We start from the raw sequence: 13,795 nt of genomic DNA, 5'->3' as shown, positions 1-13,795 counted from the left end.
AGTAGCTCAAAATGTTGTTACCAGACATAAAAGATTAGCAACCGATACAGAAACAGTGATCACAGAAAACTTTGAGTATGATCACCAGAACAGGCTGCTTGTCCACAAACATCAGGTGAATTCCAATCCTGTGGAAATCCTCACCCAGAATACATACAATGAACTTTCCCAGCTGGAATCTAAAAAAGTAGGTGGAACAGATATCGTCAATCCTTTACAAACCGTAGATTACAAGTATAATATCAGAGGCTGGATGACCCAGATCAATGATCCTTCGAATCTTAATGGAGATTTATTCGGATATAAAATGAAGTATAACAATCCAGCATCAATAATAGGCAGGTTTAATGGTAATATTACAGAGGTCGACTGGAAAACCTCTACAGATGGTATTTATAGGAGGTACAATTACAGTTATGACAGCTTAAACAGAATGTTTCATGCTTTTTATAGTAAACCGGGTTCAACAGTAGAAATTACAAGTGCTTATAACGAATGGCTGCAATATGACCTTAATGGTAATATTATCCGGTTAGACCGATATGGGCAATCAGATGGTAATAATCCTATACAGATAGATCAATTGTATTATACATACAATGGCAATAGATTAGCTTCTGTATCAGACGCATCCGGGAATTTTTCGGGATATCCTACCGGTGGTAATCCTATAGATTATGATGCCAATGGCAATATGACCGCTCATCCGGATAAAAAAATCTCATCCATCAAATATAATTACTTGAATTTGCCTCAACAGGTTACCCAAGATTCAAAAACAACTTATTATATCTACAGAGCGGATGGAACAAAGGTTAAAAAATCAGGAACGGCTGGCTTAGCTACAGATTATCTGGATGGTTTCCAATATACAGAAGCAAGCTTGAAATTTGTTCCTACTTCAGAAGGGTATTTTAATTTTGAAAATAATAAGTATATTTACAATTATGCAGATCATTTAGGAAATGTACGATTGAGTTATTTCAAAAATGGTACGGGAATAGAAGTTCTTGAGGAAAATAATTATTATCCTTTTGGGTTGAAACATGAAGGGTATAATATATTAGGAGGTAATCCAAGTTATAATTACAAGTACAACGGAAAGGAACTTCAGGAGAGTGGAATGTATGATTACGGTGCAAGATTCTATATGCCGGATATTGGTAGATGGGGTGTTGTGGATCCGCTGGCGGAAATTAACAGGAGGTTTTCACCTTATAATTATGCTATAAATAATCCTATAAGATTTATCGATCCGGACGGAAGATCAGAATCAGATTGGATTAAGAAGGATAATCAATGGACATATAATGCGAATATTACGACAGCCGCTCAGGCAAAAGCTGCGGGAGCAGATGCATTTGCTAAAAATGGCTCGGTAATTTCAGATGCTAAGATTGGAGCTGAAGGAGAAGCTGGTTATGTGAGACTCAATGCAGGCGGAACAGCGGAATATATGCCAGATAATTTGTCAACAGCGATGGTGAATTTTTCAAATGAGACACTTGGGGGAACTGTTTCTAGTGGACTTCAACTGGACAGAGATATTTCTCATTTAGGAAATGAGGGTGGAGATTATTATTCAAATCCAGGAGGTGCAGGTATAGGTGGTGGTACAAATCCTTTCTTTAGATCAGATATAGACAAAGTAGTTGATGTAGAAGGTTACTTTGGAGGCATACACAATGGTTTGAGCAGAGGGGATAAAGGAGCGCCAAGCTTGATGAATTTTATGGTTGATGCTATGTCGTTGATAGATTTGTATAAACCTTCTAAAGCTACAGGTGACCCAGTAAATTCGGACACACTTAGTTTTTATGGTTCCCAAGCAGTTGGTCTTAATATTTATAGAGGATCTGGAGACAGAATAACCGGTGTCGGTGTTAAAACTCAGGATGTACATAAAACTAATATGTCAAGAAGTCAAAAGGATTCAATGGTAGGTAGTGTTAATGCTATTAATGCTAGACTTGATAAGCAAGCTGATTCTATATTAAAAAGAATAACACCAAGATAATATGAAGACTAAAATAATTTATATATTGATTCTATTCACTATTCTTTCTTGTAGAAAAGATAAGGCTGAAAGCTTTAAAGAAGAATTAACCCAATCGATTCAGAAAAAAATTACACAAGAGCTTAAACAAGATGGTTCTTCTTTAGAATCCATTCATCTTGCAAAATATGATACTTTAATGGAATGGCAGGAAGCTGATCTCTTATTTCAATATTCTAGTCAGAGATTGAAGATATTAATTAAACGAAAGGAACAGCTAATAAAAGAACTTGAAAATTTTAAAGCAGTAAATGATTTAGATGCAATCAAATCACAATATGCAAAAGTGGACGATAGTATGAAAAATGAAATAAAAATTGCAGAAAGTGTAAGTCATCTGGAACCAAAAAAAGATAGAACGGGTAATTATCAGGTAATTTTTCTTTTAAAGGTTCATGATAAAAAACTCAATGCAGTTAAAAACGATTCGTTATTTATGTATGTAAATGACAAAAAAGTGATATTTACACAACCTCAATTTATTGAGCAGTGTATCGCAAAGTTTAAAAAAGACTAAACTGATCCCCATTGCTGTCGCAAGCGTGACGTTTGCGCTATAATGACAATAATAGAACCACCGCAATTGCGGTGGTTTTCTTGTTCTGTTTTGTAAATGAAAACAGAACAATAGAAATAAATCTTTGGGATAATGTTTAGGTATAGAATAAAAGGGCTGAATTTTTTATATTTGTTGTAGTGAATAAAAAATCATGATGGAAAAGCTAAAGAGTTTACGAAAACAGCGGGGCTATACCCCGCTCCCGCACGATTTTATCGTGTGGCAGATAAAAATAAATCCACCGCAATTAGACTGCACCCAAAAGTTTAGACAAACTTAAATAATATTTTGATAAGAAAGAGTTCTGTATTGTACAGGACTCTTTCCTTTTAAATTGAGTCTAATTCTTTCATTATTGTAATAATGTATGTATTCTTTTATTTCCTTTTTTAATTCCTCAATGCTTTTCAATTCTACTTTCTTAATAAAACAAATTTTTATTCTTTAACTTTGTCTTTTTCAGTACCTATGAATATCTTTTAGTATTGAAATTTATATCCAATCAAAAAATAATATCATGTCAATTACCAGCGATGATCAGTTAATCGGAATGCAAAAAGTAAGTGAGGCGGTTGCCTATACTTTAAAAGAAATGACACAATATGCCCAGCCAGGGATGACTACAAAAGAGCTTGATGAATATGGGGCCAAAATACTCGCCGGTTTCGGTGCCAAATCTGCACCTTATCTTACTTATGGATTTCCGGGATGGACCTGTATAAGCGTAGATAATGAATTTTGCCACGGGATTCCTACCGATCAGAGAGTTTTGAAAGAAGGGGATCTTATCAATATTGATGTTTCCGCTGAACTCAACGGATATTGGGCTGATAATGGCGGTTCTTTTGTGATAGGGAAAGATGTCAATCAGCATCAGAAATTGGTAGAAGCTTCCAAAGATATTCTTCAAAAAACCATTGATAACATTAAAGGAGGGGTGAAAATTGCTGATATTGGATTTTTAATGGAGACAGAAGCGAAGAAAAGAGGTTTTAAAGTTATTAAGAACCTCGGTGGACATGGAGTAGGAAGAAGTTTACACGAGCAACCTGATGAGTTGCTAAATTATAAAAACCGTTTTGATACCAGACGTTTTAAGAAAAATTCTGTGGTGGCTATTGAAACATTTATTTCCACTTCCTCAAATCTTGCTGTAGAATTAAAAGATGGCTGGACTATGGTAGGGAACAAAGGCGGCTATATGGCACAACATGAACATACTATTTTAATCACTGATGGAAAACCAATCATTCTGACCCAAATGAATGAAATCCTGAACTGATATCTTCCATCCTCCGACTTCCTTTCCTGAAACCCTTTGCTTTAAAATTGTTAATGAGAAAATACTTTGCTATATTTAAAGAACCAAACCATTCATAAACTATTCACTATGAAAAAAGTTCTTTTAACCATTCTTGGAATTCTCGTTATTCTTGCAGCGATAGTATTGATTAAAACATACACCTATCCTTTTAAGAAAAATCTATCAAGAGCCGGAGAAGGATGGAAGCCTGTAAAAAATGATTCCGCAGTATCAAGATTTTCCGGAGGGATAAAGATTCCTACCGTTTCTACAGGTAGTTTGGGCGAATTTAATTATGCCCCTTTTGATCAGTTTAAAGAATATCTGAAAACAACCTATCCATTAGTATATCAAAATACCGAAAACATAGAGGTTAATAAATACGGACTGGTTTTCAGGCTTAAAGGAAGTAATTCAGCATTAGAACCCATATTGTTTCTTTCCCACATGGATGTAGTTCCACCGGGAGATGCTGATATAAAAAATACAGATGAAAATGTTTTCAGACCGGATGATAAACCTTCCGAGTCAGTTTCAAAAGTTGCTGAAGATTGGGAATATGCCCCTTTTTCAGGAGCAGTGGCCAATGGAAGAATCTATGGAAGGGGAGCAATAGACATGAAAGGAATGCTTTTCTCTTTGATGGAGTCTATGAATAATCTGATTAAAAGCAAGCAGATTCCTCAAAGAGATATCTATTTAGCTTTTGGTTTCGATGAAGAGGTAGGTGGAAAGAATGGAGCCATTCAGATTGCAGATTATTTTAAGAAAAAAGGATTGAAGTTCGATGCTGTATATGATGAAGGCGGATTGATCATGAAAAAAGGAAATGTAGCAGGAGTAGATGCGGATGTAGCAGTTGTAGGATGTGCTGAAAAAGGCTTTCTATCTGCAAAAATAAAAGTAAAAGGACTGGGGGGGCACTCCTCAATGCCACCTATGGAAAGTGCTATAGGAAAAGCAGCCGTTATTATGCAAAAACTGGAAGATGATCAGATGAAACCTGTTATCACTCCACTGGTAAAAGATTTTTTTGATAATATAGGCGGAGCAATGCCCTTTACAACAAGGCTGGCTTTGGCTAATCAGTGGCTTTTAAAACCGTTGTTGATCTCACAACTAACCAAAAGTAATACAACCAATGCATTGGTACGAACTACAACAGCGTTAACGATGATGAAAGGAAGTGACGGAACCAATGTGCTTTCTCCCGAAGTTGAATTTGTTGTTAATTTCAGACTGCTTCCCGGAAATACAGTGAAAGATGTTCGTGACCATATCGCAAAAGCAACCCAGGGTTTTGATGTTGAAATTGAAGAAATCGACAATACAAGAGAAGCTTCGTCAGTATCTCCATCCAATACAAAAGCGTTCAAACTGATTGAAGCAGGAGTTAAAGAAATTTACCCCGGAGCTATTGTTTCACCCTATCTTACAATGGCTGGAACCGATGCCGGGAAATACGAAATTGTAAGCAAAAACGTCTACAGATTCATGCCGATCAGGATCAATAGTGCCGAACAGCAAAGTATCCACAGTACCAATGAATATCTGAGCATAGAAAACTACCTGAAAATGATCCATTATTTTGAGTTTATGATGAAGAATTATGATAAGTAGGACGAGGTGTGTAAGATGTGTTTCTAGCCGGATAAATATATCAATTAGTTGTTAATCAGTTTGTTTTACTTGTTGATTTTTATAAGAAGTGGAATTGTAATTGATATTTAATTGCTTAGAATTGTTAATTACTGATCAAAGTTTCTCATTTCAGATTTCTTTTTCTTTTTTCAGAAAAAAAATAATACGTCAAGTTTTGTCGCATTACGGTAATAGCTTTGTCCTATCAAAATTACAGAGCTATGGAATTGCCATTTTACTTAAACTTTAACGACTTTGAAAACCATTATTATGATCAGCTTGAAAAATGGTTTGAAGAATATCATAATACCAGTGAGGCAGATTATCTGAAGACCCTTGCAGGCTTATATGCTGCTTATCTCTATTATAATTTTGCTGATGACAGCCTGCAGGCAGATGCCACCATTGAAATTAAAGATTGTTTCTTTCCCTATCATGAAAAGATAGGTATTTCATTCTGTACAGGCTGTGAACATGGTGCATCACCCCAAAAAGGAATGAATCATGTTTTTGAATGGAAAACTATTTCCATGATGGAATATGCCCAGCATATCCTGGATAAGATCAACCGCCATTGCTCAAAAAATAAAGAAGCCCTGAGTGGTCATAAAAATATTCTGGATTACATCAATGATTATGATATTGTAACTTCCCGTGAAGGAGCCGGATATTGTGTGAGCTATAACAGACATCAGATGACGATTCCTTTTCTTAAAGCTTATCTTCCGTATTATGGACAGACCGTAGATATAGCGCTGTACAGAGATTTTATTTTCTCCATTGTACAGATCGCAGAATTTATCGATCAGAAATTAAAGATCATTCAGGCTTATGAACATACCATTTATGCCCAGTCAAGGGCAGAAGCTAAATTCAAGGTACAGATGAGCCGCCAGTTTCTGACTCTTTGCAACTAAAATTTTACACCAACATTCATACTTAATTATATTACGGATAATTTATATTTTCCAGCGAAAATCCCGGTCAGCAATGACTGGGATTTTTAGATTTATTTTAATCAAGATGATCCTGATCGTTGGTCTCTCTCTTTTTATAAGGAATATTCCAGATGAGATCTGCTGCAAAATAATGTACCCCACCATGATGAATACTTCTGCTTCCTCTGATCAGATCATCCATATAACCAATATCTACTGTAAAAGGAGAATTGGGGATATTGAACATATAATAAGCCGCCAGCCGCAGTTCCCGGTATCCGAAAGAATTCCAGTGCTGGTCATGTTCGTTGAAGTGACTGATAGAAAATAATGCTTCAGTACTTATTGCCAGCTTCTGATTATTCTTTGGAGATAAATTATAGGTCAGTTGGCTTTTGACACGCGTTCTGAGTTGGAAATCTTCATCCACTTTATGAAAATCAGCATCAAAAAACTTTCTGAATTCCTGACGAACTGTATTTTTAAGTTTAAATTTTTTACTCAGATCAAAAGTATAGGCATACCGGCCATAAATTCTGAATTCTTGTTCTATATTTTCCCTGTCATAAGGAGATTCCTTTTCATATTCAGGTTGTCGTCTGTAGCTTAAAGCATAACTGTATTGCTGATGAGGAGTAAAAGAATGATAAAACTCGTGGTTTAACACAAAAATAGCCTGTTTAGCAAACAGATTATCATTGTCAGGGCTGCTTTTACGTCCTATAGCAATATAGCTCATGGTTTGCTTCTTTCCCAAAGAATCAAGATTACGTTTCACTCCAAACGCTGACCAGAATGCAGTGTTGGCATCTCCAAGGCCTGGTGGGCTGATCTGTGCTTTTACAAAGCTTGCTAAAAAACCTGTGATACTTAATAAAATGAAGACTTTTTTTACACCGAACATCATGATAACTGCTTTATTATTAAAGTTAACATCTGCGAAATCATAAGGTTAGATGAAAATATCTAAGATGCGCAGAGAAAATATTTTGTCATAACAAATTTATAGGGCTTTATGAATATAATGTTTATCCAAAATCCTTAAATACTGTTTAAAAACATGACAAAATAAATAGACGACTTTGGAAAGATTTAGGAATACAATTATTCAATCCCCATTTTTTCCTGAGAACAGTCAATGTAAATTCTGTTATTTAAAAAGATTTTATTCCCGAGCATTCCTGTCATCCCGGAAAATTTCATCAGCATATATTGAGTCTGGGAAAATCCTTCTACATAGGTAACTTCACTGAGTAGAATATCTCTGTTTCCAAGACCAATCAACTCATGACTTTCTGTTGTATGAGTTATTAAAATATGGGGCCTCGACTGAGCTTTTTCCGTTTTAACTTTTGACTGCGGCAGTCTTAAGATTTCCCAGTTTTCCTTACTTGTAAGCAATTCATAAGCACTGGTTCCGGAGTCATACAGGAATTTTTCATCCTTTCCTTTTAAATTGCCGTTAATAATGATTTTCCTCTTTTTGAATTTAAAACCAATAAGATTATTCCGAAACTCATCCGGCTCTTGGGACATATTGAAAACAATATGTTGATCTCTGAAATTGATCATTGTTTTCCTGTTTTCAAGAATATCAGCACCTAATGTTCCTATAATTTTAACAGGATCATTTTTTTCCAAAGCTTTTCCTGTATTGGATATTTTGATCTTATCAGATGTAATTTTCGACTGACCGATATAAAATGAGGATATCGCCCTTTCATTTCTGAAGGAGATTCCTTTCAGCTTTTGTATTGCTTTACTGTAAAATTCCGTGTCTGCAGCTCCTGTATCAAACTGAAGATAATAAGTTGTGGTGTCTTTAGGAAAATGAATGGGGACCATCAGGGCATTTTTATCATTTCCCATCCATTTGATGGGTACAGCTCCGCTTTCATCTTCAACCCTTAAATAATTCTTTTCAGGAGTGAATTTCTGATCAAAGTAGAGATATCCGCTTAATCCTGCAATAGCAATGATCATTAAAACAGATATCACAATTTTCTTAAATGTTTTCATGCTGATTTTTTAAGCAAGATTCGGAAATCTTACGTGGCTTTTGCACAAAAACAATACGACAGTTTTACGACATTTTTATGTCCTTGATTATAAAAAGTTGGTTTTCAGTTTTATACTTAAATCCTGGTTTTGGTTTAAACTGATTCCATTCTTGATAATGATCAATAATTTTAAAACTAAAAATAGAATTAACGGAATGATAAAAAGTGGAAATTTGAGTGAAAGAAACTTTTGTATAAACGGGCAGATAATCATTAATAAAGAAAAAATAGCTGAGATAATGATCTGTATGCAGATAATACTTTTCCCAAGCTCTCTGCTTTTGAAATCTTTGGTCTGATAGGTTAAAATAGCAGGAAGAATAATACTTCCATATGGAATAATGAGACCGGCAAGAGCAGAAAAATTAATGGTTTTGGCCTGTTGAATGTCAATTTGTTCTTCAGGAATAACAATAAGATTCTCAGGGTGGGTGTTCAAAGCCTGAGCCAGTGTTTTTAAAGTAAACCCTTTAAGAATGCTTCCACCTTCAATCCTTTGAACGGTCCGAAGGGAAAGTCCGGATTTCTCAGCAAGTTCATGCTGAGTCATATTCATTTTATCCCTCAAAATTTTAACCTGGTTTTTCATGATCTGATAACTGTGAGTTTGTAACTGGCGGCTAATTTAGTAAAAAGGGTTATTCACGTAATAATCTATTGCATTTACACTTCAATAAATTGATGCAAGTTCGATTGTGGATAACTTGTGGATAATTTATTGGTAAAATGTGGAAAAGTCCATATTTTAATTTTAAAAAGACTTTGAACTGGTTTGTAGAGGGTAGTGATAGAAATTCTTACCTCAATAATTTAAAAGAATCATTCAAAAGGGAAATGATGATTTTTATCTTTTATTTAGAATAATTCAAATTAGTATGGTGTGAAAACTTGTTTATCCTTTATTTTTGCACTTTTATTTATAATTATTTTAAATAAGGCTGAAAAATGATACAATCAAATGAATGTGAGCTTCCGTTGAAGTCAATACCTCCTGTCTTGAAAGTAAAGCAGGAGAACATTTTAACAGGTAAAATAATACAATGGTCTAAACCATTTCTGATTTTCTTCTTTTCCCTGACATGCTTAACCCTAATAGATGCACAGGATCTACAGGGTGGTATAACCGGTAAGGTTAATATGGTAGATGGGCAGCCTTTAAGAGCGATATCAGTTTCTTTATTGGAGGCAGATAGACAGATATTGACCGATGATGATGGAAACTATCGCTTTGTAAATGTGAATGCAGGTTCATATACTGTAAAATTGCAGATCTTAGGATCTAAAGAAATACGTATTCCTGTTGAGGTAAAAACAGGGGAAACTACTGCGCTGGATTATCAGTTATCCAAAGAAAATATCCAGGCCATACAAGAGGTGGTCATCATGAAAAATGTGAACAGATTTTCTAAAAAAGAAAGCGGATTCGTTGCAAGGCTTCCTTTAAAAAATCTGGAAAACCCTCAGGTTTACAATACTGTGACCAAAGAACTTTTTCAGGAGCAGGTAGCAGTAGATCTTGGAAGTATTTCTAAAAACGTTCCGGGTGCCGGTGTTCCTATGATTGCCAATCAGGGGAGAGTAACGTTTCGTTCCAGAGGATTTGAAACAGAACCTAACGCTCGAAATGGGGTGGCGGGAGCTGCCTTTTCAGTAATTGATCCTGTTAATTTAGAACGTATTGAAGCCATAAAAGGACCTTCCGCAACATTATTCGGGAAGAGTGTGGCAAGCAGTTATGGTGGGGTCTACAATCGTGTCACGAAAAAACCTTACAATAAATTTGGTGGTGAAGTAGGCTATGTTGGCGGAAGCTGGGATTACAACCGTCTGACAGTAGATGTGAATACTCCGGTGAATAAGGACAGGACAGCTCTTTTCCGTCTTAATGCTGCCGGAACTTTTGAGAAAAGCTTTCAGGATTTAGGATTCACCAATTCATTGGCTATTGCCCCAAGCTTCTCATACCAGATCAATGACCGTATGTCGCTTCTTTTGGATGTAGAGTTTAATCAGGCTAAAGGAACCTCTGTAGTACGTTTTAATCCTTATACAGGAAGTAACAAAACACAGTCTATTGCAGATATGAAGTTTTCTTATTACAAAAACTTCCTGGGTGATGATCTTGCTTATGAAACGCAGATGATGAATATCTTTGCCCAACTGAACTATAAAGTTTCAGAAAACTGGACTTCCCAGACGATTATATCCCGTGCAAGATCTACAATTAATGGTTATATTTCTGCCATTAACGGAAAAACAGATTCTACAGCAAGTGCTCAGGTAATGGTAGGAACTACCTCCTTTATCGCAACAAATATTCAGCAGAACTTTATCGGAGACTTTCATATCGGGCGTTTCAGAAACAGAATGGTGGTGGGCTTGGATTATTATAACAATTCTAATCATTTTGACCGTTATCATACCAATACAAAAGTGTTTAATTTCGTTCATCCTTCAGCAGATTTCAGAGTTAATCAGAATACCATTGATGCCCTTACCGCTACTTCTGTAGCCAGAAGAGAGAATAATAGTGACAATACTTATGCTGCCTATGTTTCGAATGTCTTCAATGTAACGGATCAGTTAATGGTAATGGCCAGTCTGAGAGTAGACCGTTTTCAGTTTAAAGGGGTCTACGATATTGCTACAGGACAAATAAAAGGAGGGTTGAGTAACAGCGGAACCCAGACAGGACCTTATGCACAGACGGCACTTTCTCCTAAACTGGGGCTTGTGTATGAAATCCTGAAGAATAAAGTTTCCCTGTTTGGGAACTATATGAACGGCTTCAATAATGTAAGTGGAGTAGATATCAATGGGAATTCATTCAGACCGGAATATGCCAATCAGCTGGAATTGGGAGTAAAAGGAGATCTTTTCAACCACAGGCTTGTGGGAACGTTAAGTTATTATAACATTCGTGTTGATAATATATTAAGAACCAACCCGGATGATATCAATTATTCTATACAGGACGGAACTCAGCTGAGTAAAGGATTTGAAGCGGAATTAACAGCCAATCCTTTTGATGGGCTTAATATTGTGGCGGGTTATGCTTACAATGACAGTAAATTCACGAACGCCAATCCTTCCGTTAATGGTTTAAGACCTGCATTATCCGGTCCTGCGAATATGTTCAACTTCTGGATCAGCTACAGGGTCCCGCAAGGCAAATTAAAAGGCCTTGGAATAGGAGGAGGTGGAAATATGGGATCTTCTTCCTATCAGACCAATACCCAGACTGCTAAAGTGATTATCCCATCCTATACAATGTTTGACCTAGGGATTTTCTATGACCAGCCGAAATACAGGATAGGATTAAAATTTGATAATATAACCAATGAAAAAGCCTGGTCGGTACGTTTAACACCACAGGCACCAGCCCGTTTCTTAGGAAGTGTTTCTTTGAAATTCTAAAATAAGATTTTAATAATTGATAACAAAAAGTCCCGGGTTCATAGATCCGGGACTTTTATTTATAATGATTTTCTGTGCTTTTATTTCATTGATGGATGTTTATTCAATTTACCGTTTAAGATAACTTCCATCCTCCATCTTCCCGCTTCCGTCCTCCTAATTAATCCAAAGGCAATAATTATTACGGTATCTTATCTTTGCGTAAGAAGTTCCCAAGAATATTCCAGGAGTATTGTCCTGCCAATCCTGCCTGATTATATAAAGTCCGGGCATAGTGGGTTTAAAGAAAGCTTTATTGTTTTCGTTTACCAGAATGTTCTTTTCCTAGTTTTCAGGGTTAAAAATCCTCAGCACTGTTCCTTTCTCTGCCGGTTTCATATCACGGTATGGGAAAATAGTGTAAATTCCATTTTTTTCAAAAAGTCTTATATCCATCAATGGAAGCGGAGGATTGTTACTGGATGGGATTCCCACTTGATAAGCCCCACACATAAAATCAATAGGCCGCACATTTTCCTGTGGATTTTGAGACCGTACCAAGACAGGCTGTTGGTCATTCATTCTAAAATCCTGTAGGTTCCTTCCTGATTCGGAATAAAGGTTCCTACCCAGTGATCTCCCATAAGTTGCAACTCAATTTTTAATTTTTCTCCCTTTGCATTGTAAAGAAAAAAATTAAAATCTTTGATTCTCTGAAATTCTGGACCGGTAGAGCGGTGCCGCTCACTGAGATCATCAATAAAACCATAGCATACCTCAATTTTAACCTGATATTTTATTTTTCCCGTTCCATGAATTTCCATCCAGTAAGCACTTGCTTTTGTGAGATGGGGGAAAAGAAAAGCGCTTAAACAAAACAGCAAAGAAAGCGCTGTCTTTATTTTATACATATACATTGAATTATAGTGACCCTGCAAATTTAAGGAAAAGGATGAATCCTATGTTGTAGCTTAAAACCAAAACTGCGATATTTTAAAAAAATACCGCAGTAAACTTGGTTATAATGATTGATTTATGTTATACTCCTGTTCTGCACATAGCATCCCAGGTAGTCCAGAAATGGGCATTAATAGCTCCAATAGGAGGATTGGTGCTGTCTGCCACAATACCTACCATAGAGGCACAGTTGGAGTTACAGCCTATTTCATTGTGACTTCCTGCCTGAGGGGGAATTTGTCTCCATGTACCCGTAGAACCACTTAATAATTCTACTTTAATCTCAAAGATCCCTGATAGATTTGGGGTCTGGATCTGTTTTGTGGGATTATCGCTGGAGATAGAATCGCTCCAGTTTCCCTGTGAGAATGTTACGCGCCATTTGGAAATCATTTTAGCGGTTTCATTTTGAGGGGAAAGATATACCCAGAATTGTGCTCCGCCACCCAGTTGTAACTGGCCGGATGAATTGGCATTTACGCTTGTTGATGTCATCTTAAATTGGTTTTTGTGGTTATTTTATAGACCAAAGTAACGAAGAACAAAACGGATAATGTAGAGTATAAACAACCAATTGTAGACTTGAGTAGAAATACTTAGATGAATGGAAAGTTGATATTCTGAAAAGATTTAAAAAAAACTAGTAAAAAAGGGTAAGAGGACCTGAGCATTCATACAGAATGATAATATTTTTTAAACACAAAGTTTTACTGTTATATTCTGTAGATTTTAGGGAGCAAAGTTGGAATCAATGGAATTGATTCTTTCTAAGCTGACGCATAAACCAAATCGCTTCATCAGCGACATAGCTACATCTCTTAGCTTCCTTAAGGTATAAAGATTTTTATCATAAAACGTTGTGTTAAATTAATCCACAAATTATTG

At 36.0% G+C, this 13,795-nt stretch carries 12 protein-coding genes and 1 pseudogene; 6 read left to right on the top strand and 7 right to left on the bottom strand.

Translation table 11 applies throughout. The features are described from left to right. Together DRF65_RS25885 and DRF65_RS25880 are read left to right on the top strand one after the other, a co-directional pair. A partial coding sequence (locus tag DRF65_RS25885) for an RHS repeat domain-containing protein (protein ID WP_133297838.1) occupies window positions 1-2,017 on the top strand: 2,017 nt, incomplete at its 5' end. 1 nt (window position 2,018) lies between these two features. Further along, window positions 2,019-2,573 (top strand): hypothetical protein, encoded by a 555-nt coding sequence (locus DRF65_RS25880; protein ID WP_115973596.1) that lies wholly within the window; start codon window positions 2,019-2,021, stop codon window positions 2,571-2,573. A gap of 318 nt (window positions 2,574-2,891) precedes the next feature. On the opposite strand, the pseudogene DRF65_RS25875 reads toward DRF65_RS25880, so the two are convergent. Beyond that, a pseudogene (locus DRF65_RS25875) lies at window positions 2,892-3,047 on the bottom strand (IS3 family transposase); the annotation flags it as partial. A gap of 85 nt (window positions 3,048-3,132) precedes the next feature. Here DRF65_RS25875 and map point away from each other — a divergent pair. The 3 genes from map (at window position 3,133) to DRF65_RS25860 (ending at window position 6,476) form a co-directional block, all read left to right on the top strand. Next, window positions 3,133-3,897 (top strand): type I methionyl aminopeptidase, encoded by a 765-nt coding sequence (gene map, locus DRF65_RS25870; RefSeq protein ID WP_115973594.1) that lies wholly within the window; start codon window positions 3,133-3,135, stop codon window positions 3,895-3,897. A 108-nt stretch (window positions 3,898-4,005) separates the two neighbouring features. Then, entirely contained in the window at window positions 4,006-5,538 is a 1,533-nt protein-coding gene (locus tag DRF65_RS25865) for a M20/M25/M40 family metallo-hydrolase (protein WP_115973593.1), read from the top strand. Window positions 5,539-5,780: 242 nt separating this feature from the next. Then, window positions 5,781-6,476 (top strand): hypothetical protein, encoded by a 696-nt coding sequence (locus DRF65_RS25860; protein WP_115973592.1) that lies wholly within the window; start codon window positions 5,781-5,783, stop codon window positions 6,474-6,476. A gap of 97 nt (window positions 6,477-6,573) precedes the next feature. On the opposite strand, the gene DRF65_RS25855 is transcribed toward DRF65_RS25860, so the two are convergent. The 3 genes from DRF65_RS25855 to DRF65_RS25845 form a co-directional block, all read right to left on the bottom strand. Further along, window positions 6,574-7,404, bottom strand: a complete 831-nt coding sequence (locus DRF65_RS25855) for a DUF2490 domain-containing protein (protein WP_115973591.1) — start codon at window positions 7,402-7,404, stop codon at window positions 6,574-6,576. A 197-nt stretch (window positions 7,405-7,601) separates the two neighbouring features. Next, the gene (locus DRF65_RS25850; protein WP_115973590.1) at window positions 7,602-8,516 is read right to left on the bottom strand and encodes a hypothetical protein; all 915 of its coding nucleotides are present in this window, start codon (window positions 8,514-8,516) and stop codon (window positions 7,602-7,604) included. Window positions 8,517-8,603: 87 nt separating this feature from the next. Next, window positions 8,604-9,146 (bottom strand): helix-turn-helix domain-containing protein, encoded by a 543-nt coding sequence (locus tag DRF65_RS25845; protein ID WP_115973589.1) that lies wholly within the window; start codon window positions 9,144-9,146, stop codon window positions 8,604-8,606. 356 nt (window positions 9,147-9,502) lie between these two features. Between DRF65_RS25845 and DRF65_RS25840 the strand changes: the two genes are divergently transcribed. Then, entirely contained in the window at window positions 9,503-11,974 is a 2,472-nt protein-coding gene (locus DRF65_RS25840; RefSeq protein WP_115973588.1) for a TonB-dependent receptor domain-containing protein, read from the top strand. 324 nt (window positions 11,975-12,298) lie between these two features. On the opposite strand, the gene DRF65_RS25835 is transcribed toward DRF65_RS25840, so the two are convergent. The 3 genes from DRF65_RS25835 to DRF65_RS25825 all read right to left on the bottom strand — a co-directional run bounded on the left by DRF65_RS25835 (window position 12,299) and on the right by DRF65_RS25825 (window position 13,405). Next, on the bottom strand, window positions 12,299-12,535 hold the full coding sequence (locus DRF65_RS25835) for a hypothetical protein (protein ID WP_115973587.1): 237 nt from the start codon (window positions 12,533-12,535) through the stop codon (window positions 12,299-12,301). Continuing rightward, window positions 12,532-12,864 (bottom strand): hypothetical protein, encoded by a 333-nt coding sequence (locus DRF65_RS25830; protein WP_115973586.1) that lies wholly within the window; start codon window positions 12,862-12,864, stop codon window positions 12,532-12,534. The genes DRF65_RS25835 and DRF65_RS25830 overlap by 4 nt, the downstream gene beginning before the upstream one ends. 127 nt (window positions 12,865-12,991) lie before the next feature. Beyond that, window positions 12,992-13,405 carry a hypothetical protein gene (locus DRF65_RS25825; RefSeq protein ID WP_115973585.1) on the bottom strand — a complete coding sequence of 138 codons (414 nt, stop codon included), beginning with the start codon at window positions 13,403-13,405 and terminating at the stop codon, window positions 12,992-12,994. Window positions 13,406-13,795: the final 390 nt, after the last annotated feature.

This window comes from Chryseobacterium pennae (genome assembly GCF_003385515.1).
Lineage (GTDB): Bacteria > Bacteroidota > Bacteroidia > Flavobacteriales > Weeksellaceae > Chryseobacterium > Chryseobacterium pennae.
Note: the sequence above shows the minus strand (reverse complement) of the source record. Positions and strands in the feature narration are given on the sequence as shown.

Excerpts from the sequence above, each read along its gene's own strand:
- DRF65_RS25880 (WP_115973596.1), top strand. The coding sequence starts at position 2,019 with ATGAAGACTAAAATAATTTATATATTGATTCTATTCACTATTCTTTCT.
- map (WP_115973594.1), top strand. The coding sequence starts at position 3,133 with ATGTCAATTACCAGCGATGATCAGTTAATCGGAATGCAAAAAGTAAGT.
- DRF65_RS25865 (WP_115973593.1), top strand. The coding sequence starts at position 4,006 with ATGAAAAAAGTTCTTTTAACCATTCTTGGAATTCTCGTTATTCTTGCA.
- DRF65_RS25860 (WP_115973592.1), top strand. The coding sequence starts at position 5,781 with ATGGAATTGCCATTTTACTTAAACTTTAACGACTTTGAAAACCATTAT.
- DRF65_RS25855 (WP_115973591.1), bottom strand. The coding sequence starts at position 7,404 with ATGATGTTCGGTGTAAAAAAAGTCTTCATTTTATTAAGTATCACAGGT.
- DRF65_RS25850 (WP_115973590.1), bottom strand. The coding sequence starts at position 8,516 with ATGAAAACATTTAAGAAAATTGTGATATCTGTTTTAATGATCATTGCT.
- DRF65_RS25845 (WP_115973589.1), bottom strand. The coding sequence starts at position 9,146 with ATGAAAAACCAGGTTAAAATTTTGAGGGATAAAATGAATATGACTCAG.
- DRF65_RS25840 (WP_115973588.1), top strand. The coding sequence starts at position 9,503 with ATGATACAATCAAATGAATGTGAGCTTCCGTTGAAGTCAATACCTCCT.
- DRF65_RS25835 (WP_115973587.1), bottom strand. The coding sequence starts at position 12,535 with ATGAATGACCAACAGCCTGTCTTGGTACGGTCTCAAAATCCACAGGAA.
- DRF65_RS25830 (WP_115973586.1), bottom strand. The coding sequence starts at position 12,864 with ATGTATAAAATAAAGACAGCGCTTTCTTTGCTGTTTTGTTTAAGCGCT.
- DRF65_RS25825 (WP_115973585.1), bottom strand. The coding sequence starts at position 13,405 with ATGACATCAACAAGCGTAAATGCCAATTCATCCGGCCAGTTACAACTG.